Source organism: Cupriavidus basilensis OR16 (assembly GCF_000243095.1).
Lineage (GTDB): Bacteria > Pseudomonadota > Gammaproteobacteria > Burkholderiales > Burkholderiaceae > Cupriavidus > Cupriavidus basilensis_D.
Genome location: NZ_AHJE01000128.1, coordinates 1 through 19,428, shown reverse-complemented (window position 1 = coordinate 19,428; position 19,428 = coordinate 1). Strand labels below are relative to the sequence as shown.

The window sequence follows — 19,428 nt, the reverse complement described above, 5'->3', positions numbered from 1 at the left end:
CGCATGACGGCAATGCCAATACGATCATACCCAAGGGTAAGCAAATATACCAAAGAGTAAATTTCGCCAGCCCAAGCCGGCTCGGCGGCCCACCAGCAAGGAGACACCGCCAATGGCAATGGCAATGGACGAGACGACCTACCTGGCCGAGATGCATGCGCGCTGGCAGCGCGCATGGCCCGAGCGCGCCCCGCGCACGCCGCAATATCCGCTCGGCCGCCAGCCGCTCACGCAGATGCTGCGGCACTGGGCCCGCACCCGCCCGGACCGCCCCGCGGTGATCTTCTACGGCCACGAAACCACCTATGCGGAGCTCGACGCGCAGAGCGACCGCTGCGCCGCGCTGCTGGCGGCGCACGGCATCGGCCCCGGCGACCGCGTGGCGGTGCTGATGCCCAATTGCCCGCAGTTCCACATCGTGTTCTTCGGCATCCTCAAGCTGGGCGCCGTGTACGTGCCGATCAGCCCGCTCTCGCAGCGCGCCGAGTTGCAGCACGCGCTCGCCGACAGCACGCCGCGCGCGCTGATTGCGCTCGACCAGCTGGTGCCGCTGGTGCGCGAAACGCGCGCCGCGCTGGGCACGCAGGATCCGCTCGCCCTGCTGTTTTCGACCAGCTTTGCCGATGTGATTCCCGCCGAGCCCACGCTGCCGCTGCCGCCCATGGTGCAGGCGCCGCGCCATGATTGCGAAGCGGCCGGCCACGCCATCGACTTGCTGCGCGCGATGGCGGCGTGCACGCACGCAGCCCCCGCCACGCCGGCCTCGCTCGATGCCGTGGCCGCGCTCAACTACACCGGCGGCACCACGGGCCTGCCCAAGGGCTGCATCCACACCCAGGGCGACATGGTGGACATGGCGGCCGCGTTTGGCGCGGTCTCGCTCGACATGGCCGACGACAGTGTCATGCTGGGCTTCTTCCCCGAGTTCTGGATCGCGGGCGAGAACCTCTGCCTGATCTTCCCCGCCTTCTTCGGCATCCCGCTGGTGCTGCTGGCGCGCTGGGATCCCGAGACCTTCATGGCGGCGGTGCAGCGCTACCAGGTCACCAACGCGTCGATGCTGGTGGACAACGCGGTGGAGGTGATGGAGCACCCGCGCGCGGCGCAATACGCGTTGCGCTCGCTGCGCTACGTGGGTGTATCGTCCTTCGTCAAGAAGCTCAACCTGCCTTATCGACGCGCGTGGCAGGCGCTGACCGGCTCGGTCATCGCCGAAACCGCCTGGGGCATGACCGAGACGCAGACCTGCAACACCTTTGCCTACGGCATGCAGGACGATGACCTGGACCTGCGCGCCCAGCCCATCTTTGTCGGCCTGCCCGTGCCCGGCACCGAGTTCAAGATCTGCGACTTCGCCAGCGGCGAGCTGCTGCCGCCGGGCGCCGAGGGGGAGCTGTGCGTGCGCACGCCGACCCTGCTCAAAGGCTACTGGAACAAACCCGAGGCGACGCGCGAATCGCTGCGCAACGGCTGGTTCCACACTGGCGACATCGGCCTGATCGACGAGCACGGCTATCTGCACTACCTGGGCCGCCGCAAGGAGATGCTCAAGGTCAACGGCATGAGCGTGTTCCCGGCCGAGATCGAGGCACTGCTGGGCCAGCATCCGGCCATTCTCGGCTCGGCGGTGCTGGGCCGTGCGGATGAGGACCGCGGCCAGTTGCCCGTGGCCTTTGTCATGCTCAAGCCCGAGGCCGTCGGCACCGTGGACAACGCCGCGCTGGTGCAATGGTGCCGCGCCAACATGGCGGTCTACAAGGTGCCGCTGGTGCATATCGTCGACGCCCTGCCGCTCACCGCCACGGGCAAGGTGCGCAAGCAGGACCTGGCGCCGCTGGCCGAGCAGCTGGGCTGACCCCGCGATGCCCTTCCCTATGACCTGCGCCACACTCACCTTCTTCGCATCATGACGTTCCGCAAGCTACTGATCGCCAATCGCGGCGAAATCGCCATCCGCATCGCCCGCGCCGCCGCGGCCATGGGCCTGGACAGCGTGGCGCTGTACAGCGAGGACGATCGCGACGCCCTCCACGTGCGCAAGGCCGATGGCGCGGTGGCGCTGCCCGGCACCGGCCCGCGCGCCTACCTCGATATCGCGCAGGTAGTTGACGCCGCGCGCCGCAGCGGCTGCGACGTGGTCCACCCGGGTTACGGCCTGCTGTCCGAGAATGCGGAGTTCGCGCGCGCGCGCGCACTGGCACGCGAGTGCGACGTGCCCGTGGGCCACGCACGCGTTCTTTGCCTCGCTGCAAGCGCCGGGCAAGCCGGCCGGCATGATGATCAAGGCGCTGGCCGGCGGCGGCGGGCGCGGCATGCGCGCGGTGCACGCGGCAGCGGACATCGACGAGGCTTATGCCCGTTGCGTCTCCGAAGCCACGGCTGCGTTCGGCAACGGCGCCGTCTACGTGGAGCGCATCGTGTATGCACCGCGCCATATCGAGATCCAGGTGGTGGCGGATGCGGCCGGCGGCGTGATTGCCCTGGGCGAGCGCGAATGCAGCCTGCAGCGCAGGCACCAGAAACTGGTGGAGGTGGCCCCCAGCCCTTCGCTCGACGCCGGCACGCGCGTGCGGCTGGCGCAGGCCGCGATCACGCTCGCGCGCGCCAGCGCCTATCGCGGCATCGGCACCTTTGAGTTCCTGCTGGGCAACGACGGCGAGTTCTGGTTCATGGAGGCCAACCCGCGCTTGCAGGTCGAGCACACCGTCACGGAAATGGTGACCGGCGTGGACCTGGTCCAGGTGCAGCTGGCCATCGCCGCCGGGCAGGATCTCGGCCGGCTCGGGCTGGCGCAAGCGCCCGCGCCGCGCGGCATCGCGGTGCAGCTGCGCATCAACGCGGAGCACCTCGACGCGCAGGGCCAGTTGCGCCCCGCCAGCGGGCGCATCGACGCCTACGAGCCGCCCAGCGGCCCCGGCGTGCGCGTCGATGGCGCGGGCCATGCGGGCATGACGGTCAACCCGCGCTTCGACTCTCTGCTGGCCAAGCTGATCGTGCATGAGCCCGGCGGCAACTACGCGCGCGCGCTGGCCCAGGCCTATCGCGCGCTGTGCGAGTTCCGCATCGAGGGCATCGACACCAACCGCAGGCTGCTGCAGGACCTGCTGCTGCGCGACGATGTGCGGCGCAACGCAGTCCACACGCAGTACCTGGACGCGGGCGCTGCCGGCGCTCGCGGCGCAGGCGCAGGGCGGCGAGCCCGCGCATCCGGTGCTGCATGCGGTGGGCGCGGCCAGCAGCGCGCAAGCAATCGGCTGGAGGCGCCGGGTGCGGGCGAAGTCCTGCGCGTGCTGGCCGCGCCCGGCGACGTGCTGCGCGCGGGCGCGCCGGTGATCGTGCTATCGATGGATGAAGGCAGCCAGCACGGGACGCATGCCAGCGCCGCCGTGGATCCCGCCCATATCCGCGCGGACTTGCGCGACGCCCTGGCCCGCCACGCGCTCACGCAGGACGCGGCCCGCCCGCAGGCGGTGGACAAGCACCATGCCCGGGGCGGGCGCACAGCACGCGAGAACATCGCCCAGCTGTGCGACGCGGACTCGTTCATCGAGTACGGCGCACTTGCCATCGCCGCGCAGCGCCAGCGCCGCAGCGTGGAAGACCTGGAGCGCGCGACGCCCGCCGACGGCATCGTCACCGGCATCGGCACCGTCAACGCCGAACGCTTCCCGGCAACCGATGCACGCTGCATGGTGCTGGCGTACGACTACACGGTGCTGGCCGGCACCCAGGGCTTCTACGGCCACAAGAAGCTGGACCGCATGCTGGCCCTGGCGCGCCAGTGGCGCCTGCCGGTGGTGCTGTTCGCCGAAGGCGGTGGCGGGCGGCCCGGAGACACCGACACCCCGGTGGTGGCCGGGCTGGATTGCACGTCCTTCATCCAGTTCGCGCGGCTGTCCGGCCAGGTGCCGCTGGTCGGCATCGTCTCCGGGCGCTGCTTTGCCGGCAATGCCGCGCTGCTAGGCTGCGCCGACGTGATCATCGCCACGCGCAACGCCACCATCGGCATGGGCGGCCCGGCCATGATCGAAGGCGGCGGGCTCGGCGTGTTCGCGCCGGAGGAGGTCGGCCCGGTGAGCGTGCAAGCCCCCAACGGCGTGATCGACGTGCTGGTCGACGACGAGATGGCGGCGGTGGAGACGGCGCGCCGCTACCTGTCCTACTTCCAGGGCGACCTGCCCGACTGGAAGGCCGGCGATGCGCGCGCGCTGCGCCACCTGATTCCCGAGAACCGGCTGCGCAGCTACGACATGCGCGGCGTGCTCGCGGCGCTGGCCGATCACGACTCCGTGCTGGAGCTGCGCGCCGCCTTTGGCGCGGGCATCATCACCGCGCTGATCCGCATCGAAGGGCGCGCCTTCGGCTGCATCGCCAACAACCCGCGGCACCCCATCGATGCCGCGGCCGCCGACAAGGCCGCGCGCTTCATGCAGTTGTGCGATGCGCACGGCTTGCCCATCGTCTCGCTGTGCGACACGCCCGGCTTCATGGTGGGACCGCAGGCGGAGAAGACCGCCACGGTGCGCCACGTCTCGCGCCTGTTCGTCACCGCCGGCGCGCTGCGCGTGCCCTTCTTCACGGTGGTGCTGCGCAAGGGCTATGGGCTGGGCGCGCAAGCCATGGCGGGCGGCAGCTTCAGCGCGCCTTTCTTTACCGTGGCCTGGCCCAGTGGCGAGTTCGGCGCGATGGGCATCGAGGGCTCGATCCGGCTGGGTTTTCGCAAGGAACTGGAAGCCGTGGCCGACCCGGACGAGCGCGAAGCGTTGTTTGCGCGCATGATCGAGGGCGCTTACCAGCGCGGACGAGCGCTTAATATGGCTAGCCACCTGGAAATCGACGCCGTCATCGACCCGGCCGACACACGCCACTGGTTGCTGCGCGGCCTGGCCTCGGCGCTCCCGGCATCGGGCGCGCGCGATACGCCGGCAGCCGGATCGCGCCGTTTCATCGACACGTGGTGACAAGATGCGCGGTGACAAACGAGGAAGGAGAGGATCGATGCCACAAGACTTGAAGCGCGCGCCGCGCGCCGCCGCCAGGATCGCCGCGCTGGCGCGCGGTGTGTTCATGCGTAGCGTCGCCATTGCCGCGTTGGCGCTGGTCAGCGCACCTGCGCTGCAGGCACAGGAAAAAGCGCAAGAGAGTGCCGCCGCGCCCATCAAGGTGGCGTTCATCGATCAGTTGTCCGGGCCGCTGGCCAATGTGGGCCAGATCTTCCAGGCCAACCTGAAGTTCGCGCTCGACGACGCCAACGCCCAGGGCGGCGTGCTCGGGCGCAACTACGCGCTGGTGAGCTACGACAACAAGCTCTCGGCCCAGGAAAGCCTCATTGCGCTGCAAAGCGCCATCGACGCCGGCGTGCGCGTGGTGTTCACCGGCGCGTCCGGCTCGCCGGTGGTCACGGCGCTGGTGGAGGCCGTCAACCGGCACAACGAGCGCAACCCCGGGCAGCGCGTCCTGATCATGAACTACGCCTCGCTCGACCCCGACCTGACGGGCGCGCGCTGCAGCTTCTGGCACTTCGCCACCGAGGCGAACACGGCGATGAAGATGCGCGCGCTAGCCAATTTCGCGCGCGAGCAAAAAGGCATGCACAAGGTCTACCTGCTTAACCAGGATTACACCCAGGGCCGCATCTGGGCAGCACTGGGGCGGCAGATGATCGCGGGAGCACGGCCCGACGTGCAGTTCGTCGGCGAGGCGCTGCATCCGCTGGCGAGAGTCAAGGACTTCGCGCCGTACATGAGCCGGATCAAGGAAAGCGGCGCCGATACCGTGGTCACGGGCAACTGGGGCCAGGACCTCAGCCTGCTGATCAAGGCCGGCGGCGAGGCCGGCTACGAGCTGAACTACCTGAACCATAGCGGCGGCGGCGCGCCCGGCACGGTGCTGGCCGTGGCGCAGGCAAAGAACGCGCACCTGACCTGGGTGGCCGAGTACCTGCCCAACGGCGACGATCCGGTGCTGGCTGCCCTGGCCGCGCGGGTCAGGCAAACCCCGGCGGGCGAGTACTTCGCTCCGCGCGTGCTGATCGCCGTGCAAATGCTCAGCGAGGCGATTCGCCGCGCCAGATCCGACGACCCGACCAGCATCGCGTTTGCGCTCGAGGGCATGCAGTACCGCTCGCCCGTGGGCGACGTGCTGATGCGCAAGAGCGATCACCAGTTGCTGCTGCCGCAGGTGGTCTCGACCATCGCGCCGGTGGACGGCAAGACCGTCAAGGTTGGCGTGGAAGGCACGCAATACGGCTTCCGCCTTGACAGTACCACGGCAGGGGGAGACCTGAACCTGCCGTCAGTCTGCAGGATGAAGCGCCCGGCCGGCGCCTAGCCGGGGCCTCGGCACTTCAAGGCTTGCTGCCGGCGGCGGGCGCGGATGGCGTGTCGGGCGCGCCGCTGGCGCGTGCCGCGCCGATCGCCGCACCCACCGCGGTCCCGCTCTCGCCGGCGGTCAGTGCATCGCTGCCGCTGGCCGGCGGCGCCAACTGGCGCAGGCGCGCATCGCGCTCGGCACGCGGCAACTCGCCGATGCGCCGGGCTTCGGCATAGAACGCCGTCCAGTCGCCACCGCTTCGCGCCAGCAGCGCCGTGAAAGCCGGCACCCATTGCTGGTAGGTCGCCACCGCGGCAAGCTGGGCGTTGGTCAGCGGCCGCTCGAACCAGCGGTCGTAGCCGCTGTAGCCGCCCCACCCCTCCTTGAGCTTCGCATAGCGCGCACGCAGGCTGGCGAAGATCTCCGCCTTGCCGGCTCGCTTGGCATCGTCTGGCAAGGGCGAGCGATAGAGCACATCGAGCCGATCGCGCGTGTCCAGCAGCATCGCGCGGAATTGCTGGCGGCGCAGGTCGTACCGGCGGTAGCTGGCGCGGGCATCGGGCGACGCCGCCAGCGCCAGCCAGCGCTCCACCCCGGCCGTTTCCACCGCGGTGGCAAAGGACTCGTTGAAGGTAGTGTCATTGCGCACGTAGACCACCTGATGCGCAAGTTCGTGGAAGATCAGCCGGGCCAGTTCGCCTTCGGGCTGGTAGACGAAGGTATTGAGTAGCGGGTCGTCGAAATAGCCCAGCGTGGAATACGCCGGGATGCCGGCGACATAAGGCTCAAGGCCCTCCTTGCGCAGGCCCTCCGCATAGCTGTCGGCATCCGCCTGTGCGTAGTAGCCGCGATAGCTGATGCAGCCCACCACCAGGAAGCACCACTTGTGCAGCTCCATCGACAGCTCGGGGGTGGCGAACACGCTCCAAACCACATACGAGCGGTGCAGGTTGGCGTAGCGCCGGTAGCTGCCGTTGTCCGGCAGCTTCAGCTCATGCGAGGCAAAGTCGCGGATGGTGCCGGCGAGCGCCAGGCGCTGCGCCAGCCGCGTATCCTTGGCCTGCTGCGCCGCGGCGATGGCGTCGGGCAATGGCCGTGAATCCGCCATCACGCCAAGGTGGCCGCCGATCGACTGCGCGTAGTAGCCAACCGTATCGCAGCCGGACAGCAGTGCGGCAAGCCCCAGTGCAGCCAGGGCTTGAAGCGTGCGTGCCAGGCGCGGGTTCATGGCGGCTAGGCGGTGGCCGTAGCAGCCGTGGCCGGCGCAGCTTCCACTTGCACCAGGCAATCGTAGAACACCGGCGCACGGCCCAGGTCGGTCAGCCGCTGGCTGGTGAGCTCGTTGGCGTTCTTGCCGTCCGGCGCCAGCTTCTTCCACCAGATCGACAGTCCCACCACCAGCCCGCGCCGGGCCCGGTCGGTCACGCGGGCCCGCGCCAGCATGCTGCCGCGGTCGTTGAAAGCGCGCACCATGCTGCCGTTGGCGATGCCGCGCGGGGCGGCGTCCTCGGGATGGATGTCCAGGTGCGGCTCGCCTTCGGTGGCGCGCAGGCTGTCGACGTTGACGAACGAGCTGTTGAGGAAATTGCGCGCCGGCGGCGAGATCATCGCCAGCGGATAGCGCGCAGCCAGTTCCGGTGCGCTCGCGGGGGCCTCGTACGGGGGCACGTAGTCAGGCAAGGGATCGAGGCCGTCGCGGCGCATGGTCTCCGAGTAGAACTCGCACTTGCCGGACGCCGTGGCAAAGCCGCCTCGGCGAGCGGCGCCGCCGGCAGGTTGAGCTTTTGCCAGCCTTGTGCCTTGAGGGATTCCCAACTGATGCCTGCCGCGCGCGGGTCCGTGGCCACGATGGCCTGGGCGGCGATGTCTTCGTCGCTATCGGCAAAGCACGGCTCGGCAAAGCCCATGCGCTGGGCCAGGCGGCGGAAGATCTCGGTGTTGGGCACGGCCTCGCCCAGCGGCGCGATGGCCTGGTTGTTGGCCAGGAAGTACGTATGGCCGTAGGCCTTGTGCACATCCACGTGCTCGAGCTGGGTGGTGGCCGGCAGCAGGATGTCGGCGTAGTCAGCCGTATCGGTGCGGAACTGCTCCAGCACCACGGTAAACAGGTCCTCACGCGCGAAGCCTTCGGCCACCTTGGCCGACTGCGGTGCCACCGCCACCGGATTGCTGTTGTAGACCACCAGCGCCTCGATCTTGGGGTTGCCCGCGCCGTCACCGGCATCCAGCAGCGCGTCGCCGATGGTGCTCATGTTGACCGTGCGCGGCAGCGCCGGCAGGCCCGGCAGCAGGTCCGGACGCTGCAGCGCCAGGTTGTCCACCGGAAAGAAGCCCGAAGTGGACAGCTGCAGGCCACCGGCCGCGTGGCGCCAGGCACCCACGAGCGACGGCAGGCAGGCCACCGCGCGCACCGCCTGGCCGCCGCCGTGCGCACGCTGCATGCCGTAGTTCAGGCGGATCGCCACCGGCTGGCGCTCCCGCACCGCCAGTTGCCCGTAGAGGCCGGCCAGCCATTCGATGTCGTCCACGCTGATGCCGCAGATCCCGGCCGCGCGCTCCGGGGTGTAAGCCCGGGCACGTTCGCGCAGCGCCTCGAACCCCACCGTGTGGCTCGCGATGTACTCAACATCGAGCAGGTCATCGCGCATCAGCACGTGCATCATCGCCAGCGCCAGCGCGCCGTCGGTGCCGGGCATGAGGGCGATATGGCGATGGCATTTTTCGGCGGTCAGCGAGCGGTAAGGGTCGATCGCCACCAGGGTGGCGCCGCGCCGCTTGGCTTCCTGCACGCGGGTCCAGAAATGCAGGTTGGAAGCGATCGGGTTACCGCCCCAGATGATGATGAGCTTGGCCTCGGGCACATGCTCGATATCCATGCCGATGCTGGCGCCGTAGGTGTAGCGCAGCGCCGTGGCGCCGGCGCTGGCGCAGATCGTGCGGTCAAGCAGCGAGGCGCCGAGCTTGTGAAAGAAGCGCGCCGCCATGCTCTCGCCCTGCACCAGTCCCATGGTGCCGGCATAGCTGTACGGCAGGATGGCCTGCGGGTCGCGCGCGGCGATGGCGGACAGCCGGGTGGCCACGGTATCCAGCGCTTCGTCCCAGGAAATCGGCTCGAACTTGCCTGCGCCCTTGGGGCCGACCCGCTTCATCGGCGTGAGCAGGCGGCCGGGGTGGTAAGTGCGGTCCGTGTAGCGCGAAACCTTGGTGCACAGCACGCCCTGCGTGCCGGGGTGGTCGGGATCTCCCGCCACCTTGGTCGCGCGGCCGTCTTCGACGGTGACGAGCAAGGCACAGGTATCAGGACAATCGTGCGGGCAAGCGGCACGGACGATGCGGGAAGCCATGAATTCTCCTGGCAAGCAATTGGGGACGGTCGGCGCGACTGTCATGGGGCAGCATGCATCGGGGCGGCGGGGCAGCCACACGCGGCGGGACCTTGTCACCGTGCGGTAAAGGCCGTTGCCGGACTAGCCTGGTGGCATCGCGTGTTGTACGCCGGCATCGCCCCGACGGGCGCCGCCGGGGGAAATTGTTAGGCTCTGATTGTATTCGATTATGATAGCCCGACGCTGCGCCGGGGAATGGCGCCAGAGCAGCGCCGGCACAGACCGGCAAGGCATTCACGGGTAAAGAACACACCGTTTTTCACGGGGAAACCATGCAAGTGCATTCTGGGGTCAGGAGCTGGCGCATTGCCGGCCTGCTGGTGGCATGCGCCATCGGCTCATTCGTTGCCAATGCCAGCGCCGAGAACGGCGTCAGCGCGGACACCATCCTGCTGGGCCAGTCGGCTGCGCTCACCGGGCCTACCGCCATGCTCGGCAAGCAGCTCAATTCCGGCGCGCGGCTCTACTTCGACTACCTCAACCAGCATGGCGGCATCTATGGCCGCAAGATCGAACTCAAGGTGCTCGACGACTTCAACGAGCCGGAAGCCGCCGCCAAGAACACCCGCGCGCTGATCGACGAGGACCACGTCTTCGCGCTATTCGGCTACGTGGGCACCGAGACCGGCGAGGCCTCGCTGCCGCTGGCCACCCAGGCCAGGGTGCCGTTCTTTGCGCCCTACAGCGGCGCCCAGTCGCTGCGCGAGCCGTTCAACCGCTATGCCTTCCACGTACGCGCCGGCTTCAACGAGGAAGCCGCGGCGATCCTGCGCCAGGTCAGCGTCACCGGCCTCAAGCGTATAGCAGTGGTCTACAACGAGGACGCCTACGGCAAGGCCGGCCTGGAAGCGCTAGAGCGCGCCCTCAAGGCCGCACCCGACAGCGGCGTGCAGATCGTCGCCCGCGAGGGCGTGGTGCGCAATACGGTGGAAATCGGCGATGCCATGCAGGGCTCCATGAAGTCCAAGCCTGACGCGGTGGTGATGATCAATGCGTACCGGACCAGCGGCGCCTTCGTGAAGGAAGCGCTGCGGCGCGGCTTCAACGGGCAGTTCTATAACGTCTCGTTCGTCGGCACCCAGGCGCTTGCCAAGGAAGTGGGCGCCAAGGGCAGCGGCGTGATCATCTCGCAGGTCATGCCCCACCCTGGCAACGCGACGCTGCCGGTGGTGCGCGAATACCTGCGCCTGCTGCAGGCGGCCGGCAAGCCCAACGAATTCGACTACGCCAGCATCGAAGGCTTCATCGCCGCCAAGGCCTTTGTGGAAGGCACGCGCCGCGCCGGCAAGGATCTCACCCGCGAAAAGCTGATCACCGCGCTGGAAAGCATGAGAAACGTCGACCTGGGCGGCTACATCGTCAACTTCAGCCCGGACAGCCACGTCGGATCGAAATTCGTCGAAATGACCATCATCAACTCGCGGGGGCAGGTGATCCGCTAAGGCTGCATGGCCTGTCTCGCGCCTGCGCCAGACGGGCCCGGTGCTGACGACACCTACGCCATGTCGTTCAGGTGGCAAGCCGAAAACCGCATCGGCGCGATTTCCTTCAACAACGGCTGCTCCTCCCGGCAACGCGGCATCGCGTGCGGGCAACGCGGATGGAAATGGCAACCCGGCGGCGGATTCAGCGGCGAAGGGATCTCGCCCTTGATCGCCACGAAGGTCTTCTTGCCCACTTCCAGCTTTGGGGCTTCGGCCAGCAGCGCCTGCGTATAGGGATGGTTGGGACTGGCGAATACATCTTCCGCCGGCGCCGACTCCACCACCCGCCCCAGGTACATGATCACCACCCGGTCGCTGATGTGCTTGACCACGCCCAGATCATGGCTGATGAACAGATAGGTCAGGTTGAGGTCCTGCCGCAAGCGCATGAAGAGATTCAGCACCTGCGCCTGGATCGAGACATCCAGCGCCGCCACCGACTCGTCGCACACCAGGAATTCAGGCTTGACTGCGAGCGCGCGCGCAATCCCGATGCGCGCGCGCTGCCCGCCCGAGAACTGGTGCGGGAAGCGGCGCAGCACGGTCGGGTCCATGCCCACGCGCACCAGCATGTCTTCCACATAGCGCTTCTGGTCGCTGGCCGGCACCATGCCGTGCACGACCGGCGCCTCGCCAACGATATCCATCACGCGCAAGCGCGGATTCAGCGATGCATACGGATCCTGGAAGATCATCTGGATCGCCAGTTGCTTCTCGCGCTTCTTCTCCGGCGGCAGGCGGTCCAGGTCGACGCCCCGCCACAGCCGCGAGCCCTCCGTCAGCGAATGCAGGCCGACCGCCATGCGGCCCAGCGTGGATTTGCCACAGCCGGATTCGCCGACGAGGCCCACCACCTCGCCCGCGCGAATGGACAGGTCGACCCGGTCGACCGCATGCACCACTTCCTCTTTCGCCCCGGCGCCGAACAGGTTGGCGATCCTGGCCGCGGCGTCGAGCGATTTGACGAAGCGCTTGGACACGCCCTGCAGTTCGAGGATGGGCGCGTTGGGCGTGGGTTCGGTGCGGGGATCAGTCGTCATGGCGGCGAGTGCGGGATCAACAACGGCGGCGCTCATGCGGCCTCCTGCTGGGAGAGAACCGGATGAAAGCAGCGCAGGCGGCGCCCGTCTGCCGCGGTGTCGAGCGGCGGCGTTGTCTTGCACACATCGGTGGCGTAGGCGCAGCGCTCGCGAAACGCACAGCCCGCCGGCAGGTTCAGCAACGAGGGCGTCATGCCGGGAATCTGCCGCAGCGGCGCGCCGCGCGGATTGCGCGACGGCGCGGAACTGATCAGGCCGTGCGTGTAGGGATGCTCGGGCCGCTCCAGCACCTGGCGCACATCGCCGGCTTCGACGATCTTGCCCGCGTACATCACGCACACGGTGTCAGCCAGCCCGGCGACCACGGACAGGTCGTGGGTGATCCAGATCAGCGCGGTACCTGACTCGCGGCACAGCTTCTGCATCTCGTAGAGGATCTGGCCCTGGATGGTGACGTCCAGCGCGGTGGTGGGCTCGTCGGCGATGATCAGGTCGGGCTTGTTCAGCAGCGCGATGGCAATCGCCACGCGCTGGCGCATGCCGCCCGAGAACTGGTGGGGATAGGCGCGCAGGCGCTCGTCCGGCGAAGGAATCCCTACGCGGGCCAGCGCGTTGCGCGAGCGCTCGCGCGCTACCGCCTTGTCGACCTTTTCATGCGCCAGGACGGCCTCGATCATCTGCGTGTCGATGCGCAGGACCGGGTTCAGCGTCATCATCGGGTCCTGGAAGATCATCGCGATGCGGTTGCCACGCACGTCGCGCATCTGCGCCGGCGTGAGGTTGCGCAGGTCGCGCGTGACGCCATCCCGGCTGGTCAGCTCGATGCGGCCGTCCACCACTTTGCCGGGCGGGTCGATCAGGCCCATGATCGAGTAGCCGGTCATCGACTTGCCCGAGCCGGACTCGCCCACCAGGCCCATGATCTCGCCGCGGCCGACCGAGAACGAGACATCGTCGACTGCGCGCGCGACACCGCCGCGCGTGAAAAACTGGGTTTTGAGGCCTTCCACCACTAGGGTCGGTTTGCTCATATTCGCTCCTGTCGTGCTGCGTTACTGCGTTTGCAGGCGCGGATTGAGTACATCGCGAAGCTGGTCGGCGACCAGGTTCATGGCCACGATGGTGACCACCAGCGCAATGCCCGGGAAGAAGCTGATCCAGTACTTGCCGGACAACATGTATTGTTGCCCGTTGGCAATCAGCGAGCCCAGCGACGGCTCGGTAATGGGCACGCCCAGGCCGAGGAAGGACAGCGTGGCCTCCAGCGTGATGGCGGATGCCACCTGCAGCGCCGCGATCACGATCAGCGGCGGCAGGCAGTTGGGCAGCAGGTGGCGGAACATGATCCGCCCCGGCGGCAGGCCCAGGCAGGTGGCGGCCTCGATATATTCCTTGCGCCGCTCGACCAGCGCCGCGCTGCGGGTGGTGCGGGCGTAGTAAGCCCACTGCACCGCCACCAGCGCGATCACGATATTGCCGATGCCGGGCCGCAGGAACGCCAGCAGGATCAACGCCAGCAGGATGGGCGGGAACGACAGCTGCAGGTCGGCCACACGCATGATGATGGCCTCGACGCGGCCGCCGAGGAAACCGGCGATCAGGCCGAGCGTGGCGCCCAGCAGCAGCGCGATCACGGTGCTGACCACACCCACGCCGATGCTGATGCGCAGCCCGTACATCACGGCGGAGAGGATGTCGCGGCCCTGCTCGTCCGAGCCGAGCAGGAAGGTCATGCCGCTGCCGGACTGCTCGCCCGGGGCCATGCGCGCATCGAGCACGTCGAGCGTAGCGAGGTCATATGGGTTCTGCGGCGACAGCCAGGGCGCGAACAGCGCGATCAGCAGGACGATGGCCAGCAGGGTCAGGCCGGTCACAGCGATCTTGCTCGAGAAAAACTGGCTGGCGAAGCGCCGCAGCGGGGTCTGCTCGGCGAGCGGCGGCGGGGCCGCGGTGGTTTCGGTTGCGGTTGTCATGAGCTCAGCCCTTGTTGTCGGCGATACGCACGCGCGGATCGAGCACGCTGTAGATGATGTCCACCAGCAGGTTGATCAGGATGAACAGGGTCACGATCACCATCAGGTAGGCCACGATGACCGGCCGGTCGAGCAACTGGATGGAATCGATGATCAGCTTGCCCATGCCGGGCCAGGCGAAGATCGATTCGGTCACGATGGCGAAGGCGATGATCGAGCCGAACTGCAGCGCGATCACCGTGACGATCGGGATCATGATGTTCTTGAGCACGTGCACGCCAACGATGCGGGTATTGGACAGGCCCTTGGCCCGCGCGAACTTTACGTAGTCCATCAGCATCGCTTCCTGCGTGCCGGCCCGCGTGAGACGGATCACCATGGCGATATTGAGCAGCGACAGCGTCACCGCCGGCAGCAGCAAGTGGCGCAGGCCATCCACCGTCAGGAAGCTGACCGGGATCCCCAGCAACGAGGTGGTTTCACCACGTCCGTTGGACGGCAGCCAGCCCAGTTGCACCGCGAACACCATGATCAGCATCAGCCCGACCCAGAAAGTGGGCAGTGAAAAGCCGAGGATGGAGACGCCCATGATGGTTTTGCCGGCCACGCCGCCAGGACGCAGGCCCGCCCACAGTCCGAGCGGGATGCCGAGCAGCACGGCCAGCAGGATGGCGCACACGGCGAGTTCCATGGTGGCCGGCATGCGCTCGAAGATCAGCTTGAGCGCGGGCGTGCCGTGCGCAAACGAGGTGCCGAGATCTCCGTGCAGCGCGTTGCGCAGGAAGATCCAGTATTGTTCCCAAAGGGGCTTGTCGAGACCGAGCGCTGCGATGGTGCGCTTGATGTCCTCCTGGTCGGCCTGAGGATTGATCAGGATATCGACCGGGTTGCCAATGGCAAAGACGCCCAGGAAAACCAGCAGCGACATGACGAAGAGCACGACTACGCTCTGCATCAGGCGCCGAATAATGAAAACCAGCATGTTCGGAAGCTTTCCTTCGCCGATGACAGGCCACGGCGCTTGTGGGCGCCGCCTGGCTGCACCGGCAGTCGGCTCGTGGCTAGGCCCGGCTACCGTCCGGGGATGATTCGTCGGGAAGCGGCCACCCAGACCGCGGACGCTTCCCGCTGTTACCTGCAAGTGTTCTTGTGTCCGGGGGGCGCGGCGCTGTGCTCGCCCCCCCCGACATCACCGCTACTGCCCAGGCCTTCGTTTCACTGCGGCTTGAAATTGTGCGCGTACGTCCGTTCGTCGGTACGCGGCACGTATGTGATGCCCTTCTGGGTGGCCCAGGTGGTCACCTGCTGGTGGATCGGGATGATACCGCCGTCGTTGATGGCAATCGCGGTAGCCTCCTGCAGCAGCTTGGAACGCTCGCCGTCATCCACGGTGGCCAGCGCCTTCTCCAGCACCACGTCCATCTTGGGATTGCAGTACTCACCCCAGTTGGTTGTGCCAAAGCCCTTCTTCGCATCCTCGCAAGCCAGCAGCGCGCGTAGCGGCGAGCTCACTTCACCGGTCTGCGCGCCCCAGCCCAGCAAGCCGAACGAGAATTCGTGCTTGATACCCTTGGAAGAATAGGTTGCCATCGGCATCCCCTCTACCTTGGTCGCAATGCCGATGCGGGTCAGGTTCTGCGCAATGGTCTGGGCGATCTTCTCGTCATTGACATAGCGGTTGTTCGGCGTGTGCAGCGTAATGCCGAAACCGTTCGGATAGCCCGCCTCGGCCAGCAGCTTCTTGGCGCCTTCCGGGTCGTACTTGACCGTCTTCAGGTTCGGGTTGTAGCCGAACAGCGTGGGCGGCACCAGGTTGTTGGTCGGCTCGGCGAGGCCTTCCATCAGGCGGTCCTTGATGCCCTGGCGGTTGATGGCCATGCTGATGGCATTGCGCACGCGCGCATCCTTCAGCGGGTTCTTGTCCATCGGCGCGCCTTCCTTGGTGGTGACAAAAGGCGACTTGTCTTTCTTGTCATCGGTGTACAGGTAGATCACGCGGTGCGAGATCTTGGAGAAGAACGACAGCTTCGGATCCTTGCGCACCTGCGGCAGGTCCGGCGTCGGCACGTTCTCGATGGCCTGCACGTCGCCGGACAGCAGCGCCGCCATACGGGTGGCCGGGTTCGGGATGAAGCGCAGCGTCACCTTGTCCCAGGCGGGCTTGGGGCCCCAGTAGTCAGGGTTTTTCACCAGGTCCACCCGGTCGTCGCGCGCATAGTTGACGAACTTGAAGGGGCCGGTGCCGATCATGCCCTTGCCTTGCGCGAAGTCGTCCGAGGTCAGGCCCTGCGTGGCCTTCTTCTGCACGATGAAGATCGACGTCAGGTCGTTCAGCATCAGCGGATACGGCGTGTTGGTGGTGAGCTGGATGGTGTACTTGTCGATCACCTTCTTGTTGATGATCGCCTTGGTGTAGACGTCGAACTTGCCGGGGCTGTTCTGGATGGTGGACGGACGCTCGAGCGACCAGACGATGTCGTCGGTGGTGAGCTCCGAGCCATCGTGGAACTTCACGCCCTTGCGGATCTTGAACTCCCAGGTCAGGTTATTCACCAGCTTCCAGGACTCGGCCAGGCCGGGAATGATCTTGCTGTCCGCATCCATCTTCACCAGGCACTCGAACATGTGCTCGGAGACGTTGATGTTGGAGAACAGGTTGTAGAAGTGCGGATCCATCGAGGTCGGGGGCGAACTCATGGCCAGCTTGAAATCGACCGCGTGGGCCTGGCTGGCAAAACCGAAGCTCATGGCCGCGGTTACCACCATGGCACCGAATGCCTTCTTGCATGTGCGAAGGGACATCGCGCAACTCTCCCGGGAAGAAATGTGGCAACTGACTACTAAGGGCAGCGCAGGCAAATCGCGCCAAGCGCCGCATTTTGGTGCGGCTAGGGACGCGACAGGCGGCAACGTTGCCAGGCAAGCACATCAAGCATGAACTGTTCCAGCACTGCACCATGCGGGGCAATGCGGGGAAACCCCCGCGCTGGTTGACGGTGATACGCCTCGGGAACGCCTGTGAAAGTGGCGGAAGTGTCCTGCCAGGTGCCTGTTTTGGCGCTTTGGACTTAGGCGTCGTATGATCGGGGTATCCAACGCCCTCAACTGGCATCATGACACTCATCCCCGAAATTCTTCAGGCGCAGTCCGAAATCCGCAGCATCCGACGCGACATCCACGCCCATCCGGAACTGTGCTTCAAGGAGGAACGGACATCCGACGTGGTGGCGCAGAACCTTGCTGCCTGGGGCATCGAGGTGCATCGCGGCCTTGGCACCACCGGCCTGGTCGGCGTGATTCGCAACGGCAGCAGCAAGCGCAGCATCGGCCTGCGCGCGGACATGGATGCCCTGCCGCTGCAGGAGGCCAACACCTTTGGCCACCGCTCCCAGCACGACGGCCGCATGCATGCCTGCGGCCATGACGGCCACACCGCGATGCTGCTGGGTGCGGCACGCTATCTGACCGAGCACCGGAATTTCGATGGCACCGTCAACCTGATCTTCCAGCCGGCCGAAGAAGGCGGCGGCGGCGCACGCGAGATGATCAAGGATGGCCTCTTCGAGCGCTTCCCGTGCGATGCCGTGTTCGGCATGCACAACTGGCCCGGCATGCCGGCCGGCAGCTTCGGCACCACCGCCGGCCCGCTGATGGCGTCCAGCAACGAATTCCGCATCGTCGTGCGCGGCAAGGGCGCGCATGCTGCATTGCCGCACAACGGCAACGACCCGGTCTTCACCGGCGCGCAGATCGTCTCCGCGCTGCAGGGCATCATCACCCGCAACAAGCGCCCGATCGATGCCGCCGTGATCTCGGTCACCCAGTTCCATGGCGGCGATGCCACCAATATCGTGCCGGACCAGGTCTGGCTCGGCGGCACGGTGCGCACCTTCACGCTGCCGGTGCTGGACCTGATCGAGCGCCGCATGGAGGAAGTCTCGAAGGCCGTGGCGAGCGCCTTCGATTGCACGGTGGAATTCGAGTTTCATCGCAACTATCCGCCCACCGTCAACAGCGAGGCAGAAACCGCGTTCGCGGTCGACGTGGCGAGCGAACTGGTGGGCGCGGGCAATGTCGACGGCAAGATCGAGCCGACCATGGGCGCCGAGGACTTCTCCTTCATGCTGCTGGAAAAGCCCGGTTGCTACCTGTTCATCGGCAATGGCGAAGGCGTGCACCGCGAAGCCGGCCACGGCCTCGGACCCTGCATGCTGCACAACCCCAGCTATGACTTCAACGACGAGATCCTGCCGGTCGGCTCCACCTTCTTCGTGAAGCTGGTGGAGAAGTGGCTCGCGCGGGCCTGAGCGAGTCAGTCCAGCGCGATGTCGCCGTACCAGCTTTCGGCACGGCTCTTGGTGTTGTCGGTATCGGTCATGATGCCGATCGCCACGACCTTGCCCGGATCCGCCCCGAAGGCCTTGCGATAGTCGGCGCGCAAGTCGCGCCGGTGGCAACGCCATTCGCCGGTATGCCGGGTACCGGAGTCGACCACGATCATCCGCACACGCTCGGTGTGCGGATTCGACACCACGGATCCCTCGGGCTTGCGCCCGCCCCAGATGTACATCAGCGTGGCGTAGGGCATCTCGCGCCCGGTCGTCAGCCGCGCCATCTCGTACATCAGTTGATCCTTCAGCGACAGGCTGCCCTTATCGCCATCGAAGGCGACAAAGATGCGTAGCGGGGAGTCTTCACGCGGTGCCAATGCGTTGTCAGCGCTGCGGATCACGTCGCGCGTCTTCCACGTCCAGTTCAGCATGCCTGGCTCGCGTCCGACCAGCGGCACGTACAGGCCGGATGCCGAACTGTCGGCTTCGGCATGCAACACCATGCGCTGGTCGACTTCTGCCAGGGTATAGCGGGTGGGAATCTTGTTGCGATTGACGGTCCAGGGCTGCCAGCCTGCCGGTTTGCCAAGCCCGCTTGGCGTCGCGGAAAACAGTGGCAAGCGCTTCAGGGGGGGGGGGCCTTCCGGCTCACTGGTGTGATCGGCTTCGGCTGGGTCCGGGCTCGTCGTCGTCATCAGGTCCGCCGCCGCGTTCTCGGCGGAAACCGGCACATCCGCCGGTTCAGCGAGCCTGACGGCGATGCTGCTGCAATCGTTCGACGAGACCGCGGCCATGGCGCCAGGGCCCGACAACGGGATCGGTCCCCGCGGCGTGGATGCCGTTTCGAGTGTGCCGCAACCCGTAAAATCAGCGTACCTACCACACCGGTCAGCACCGACAGG

General features: G+C 66.9%; 11 protein-coding genes and 2 pseudogenes. 5 read left to right on the top strand and 8 right to left on the bottom strand.

What is annotated here, in order from left to right:
* Nucleotides 1–124: 124 nt before the first annotated feature.
* From OR16_RS34405 to OR16_RS34395, 3 genes and pseudogenes are all read left to right on the top strand, one after another.
* Nucleotides 125–1,855 (top strand): AMP-binding protein, encoded by a 1,731-nt coding sequence (locus OR16_RS34405; protein ID WP_006163481.1) that lies wholly within the window; start codon nt 125–127, stop codon nt 1,853–1,855.
* A gap of 51 nt (nt 1,856–1,906) precedes the next feature.
* Nucleotides 1,907–4,961 (top strand): annotated as a pseudogene (locus OR16_RS34400) (carboxyl transferase domain-containing protein).
* Between the two features lie 106 nt (nt 4,962–5,067).
* Nucleotides 5,068–6,330 (top strand): branched-chain amino acid ABC transporter substrate-binding protein, encoded by a 1,263-nt coding sequence (locus OR16_RS34395; RefSeq protein WP_043422236.1) that lies wholly within the window; start codon nt 5,068–5,070, stop codon nt 6,328–6,330.
* A gap of 16 nt (nt 6,331–6,346) precedes the next feature.
* Here the strand turns inward: OR16_RS34395 and OR16_RS34390 are convergent, their stop codons facing one another.
* Both OR16_RS34390 and OR16_RS34385 read right to left on the bottom strand, forming a co-directional pair.
* Nucleotides 6,347–7,540 carry an aminopeptidase gene (locus OR16_RS34390; protein WP_006163477.1) on the bottom strand — a complete coding sequence of 398 codons (1,194 nt, stop codon included), beginning with the start codon at nt 7,538–7,540 and terminating at the stop codon, nt 6,347–6,349.
* 5 nt (nt 7,541–7,545) lie between these two features.
* Nucleotides 7,546–9,656 (bottom strand): annotated as a pseudogene (locus OR16_RS34385) (molybdopterin-containing oxidoreductase family protein).
* 314 nt (nt 9,657–9,970) lie between these two features.
* Here OR16_RS34385 and OR16_RS34380 point away from each other — a divergent pair.
* Nucleotides 9,971–11,140, top strand: coding sequence for an ABC transporter substrate-binding protein (locus OR16_RS34380; protein ID WP_006163476.1), 1,170 nt, complete (start codon nt 9,971–9,973; stop codon nt 11,138–11,140).
* A gap of 53 nt (nt 11,141–11,193) precedes the next feature.
* Here the strand turns inward: OR16_RS34380 and OR16_RS34375 are convergent, their stop codons facing one another.
* The 5 genes from OR16_RS34375 to OR16_RS34355 form a co-directional block, all read right to left on the bottom strand.
* Complete coding sequence (locus OR16_RS34375; RefSeq protein WP_192816478.1) at nt 11,194–12,222, bottom strand: ABC transporter ATP-binding protein; 1,029 nt, start codon at nt 12,220–12,222, stop codon at nt 11,194–11,196.
* Between the two features lie 32 nt (nt 12,223–12,254).
* Nucleotides 12,255–13,253 (bottom strand): ABC transporter ATP-binding protein, encoded by a 999-nt coding sequence (locus OR16_RS34370; protein WP_043422230.1) that lies wholly within the window; start codon nt 13,251–13,253, stop codon nt 12,255–12,257.
* Between the two features lie 21 nt (nt 13,254–13,274).
* Complete coding sequence (locus OR16_RS34365; RefSeq protein WP_006163473.1) at nt 13,275–14,195, bottom strand: ABC transporter permease; 921 nt, start codon at nt 14,193–14,195, stop codon at nt 13,275–13,277.
* A 4-nt stretch (nt 14,196–14,199) separates the two neighbouring features.
* Complete coding sequence (locus OR16_RS34360) at nt 14,200–15,177, bottom strand: ABC transporter permease (RefSeq protein ID WP_006163472.1); 978 nt, start codon at nt 15,175–15,177, stop codon at nt 14,200–14,202.
* A 233-nt stretch (nt 15,178–15,410) separates the two neighbouring features.
* On the bottom strand, nt 15,411–16,997 hold the full coding sequence (locus OR16_RS34355; protein ID WP_006163471.1) for an ABC transporter substrate-binding protein: 1,587 nt from the start codon (nt 16,995–16,997) through the stop codon (nt 15,411–15,413).
* Between the two features lie 311 nt (nt 16,998–17,308).
* Between OR16_RS34355 and OR16_RS34350 the strand changes: the two genes are divergently transcribed.
* On the top strand, nt 17,309–18,502 hold the full coding sequence (locus tag OR16_RS34350) for a M20 aminoacylase family protein (RefSeq protein ID WP_006163470.1): 1,194 nt from the start codon (nt 17,309–17,311) through the stop codon (nt 18,500–18,502).
* Nucleotides 18,503–18,507: 5 nt separating this feature from the next.
* Here OR16_RS34350 and OR16_RS34345 read toward each other — a convergent pair whose 3' ends face one another.
* On the bottom strand, nt 18,508–19,338 hold the full coding sequence (locus tag OR16_RS34345) for a DUF3047 domain-containing protein (RefSeq protein ID WP_337459896.1): 831 nt from the start codon (nt 19,336–19,338) through the stop codon (nt 18,508–18,510).
* Nucleotides 19,339–19,428 lie beyond the last annotated feature (90 nt).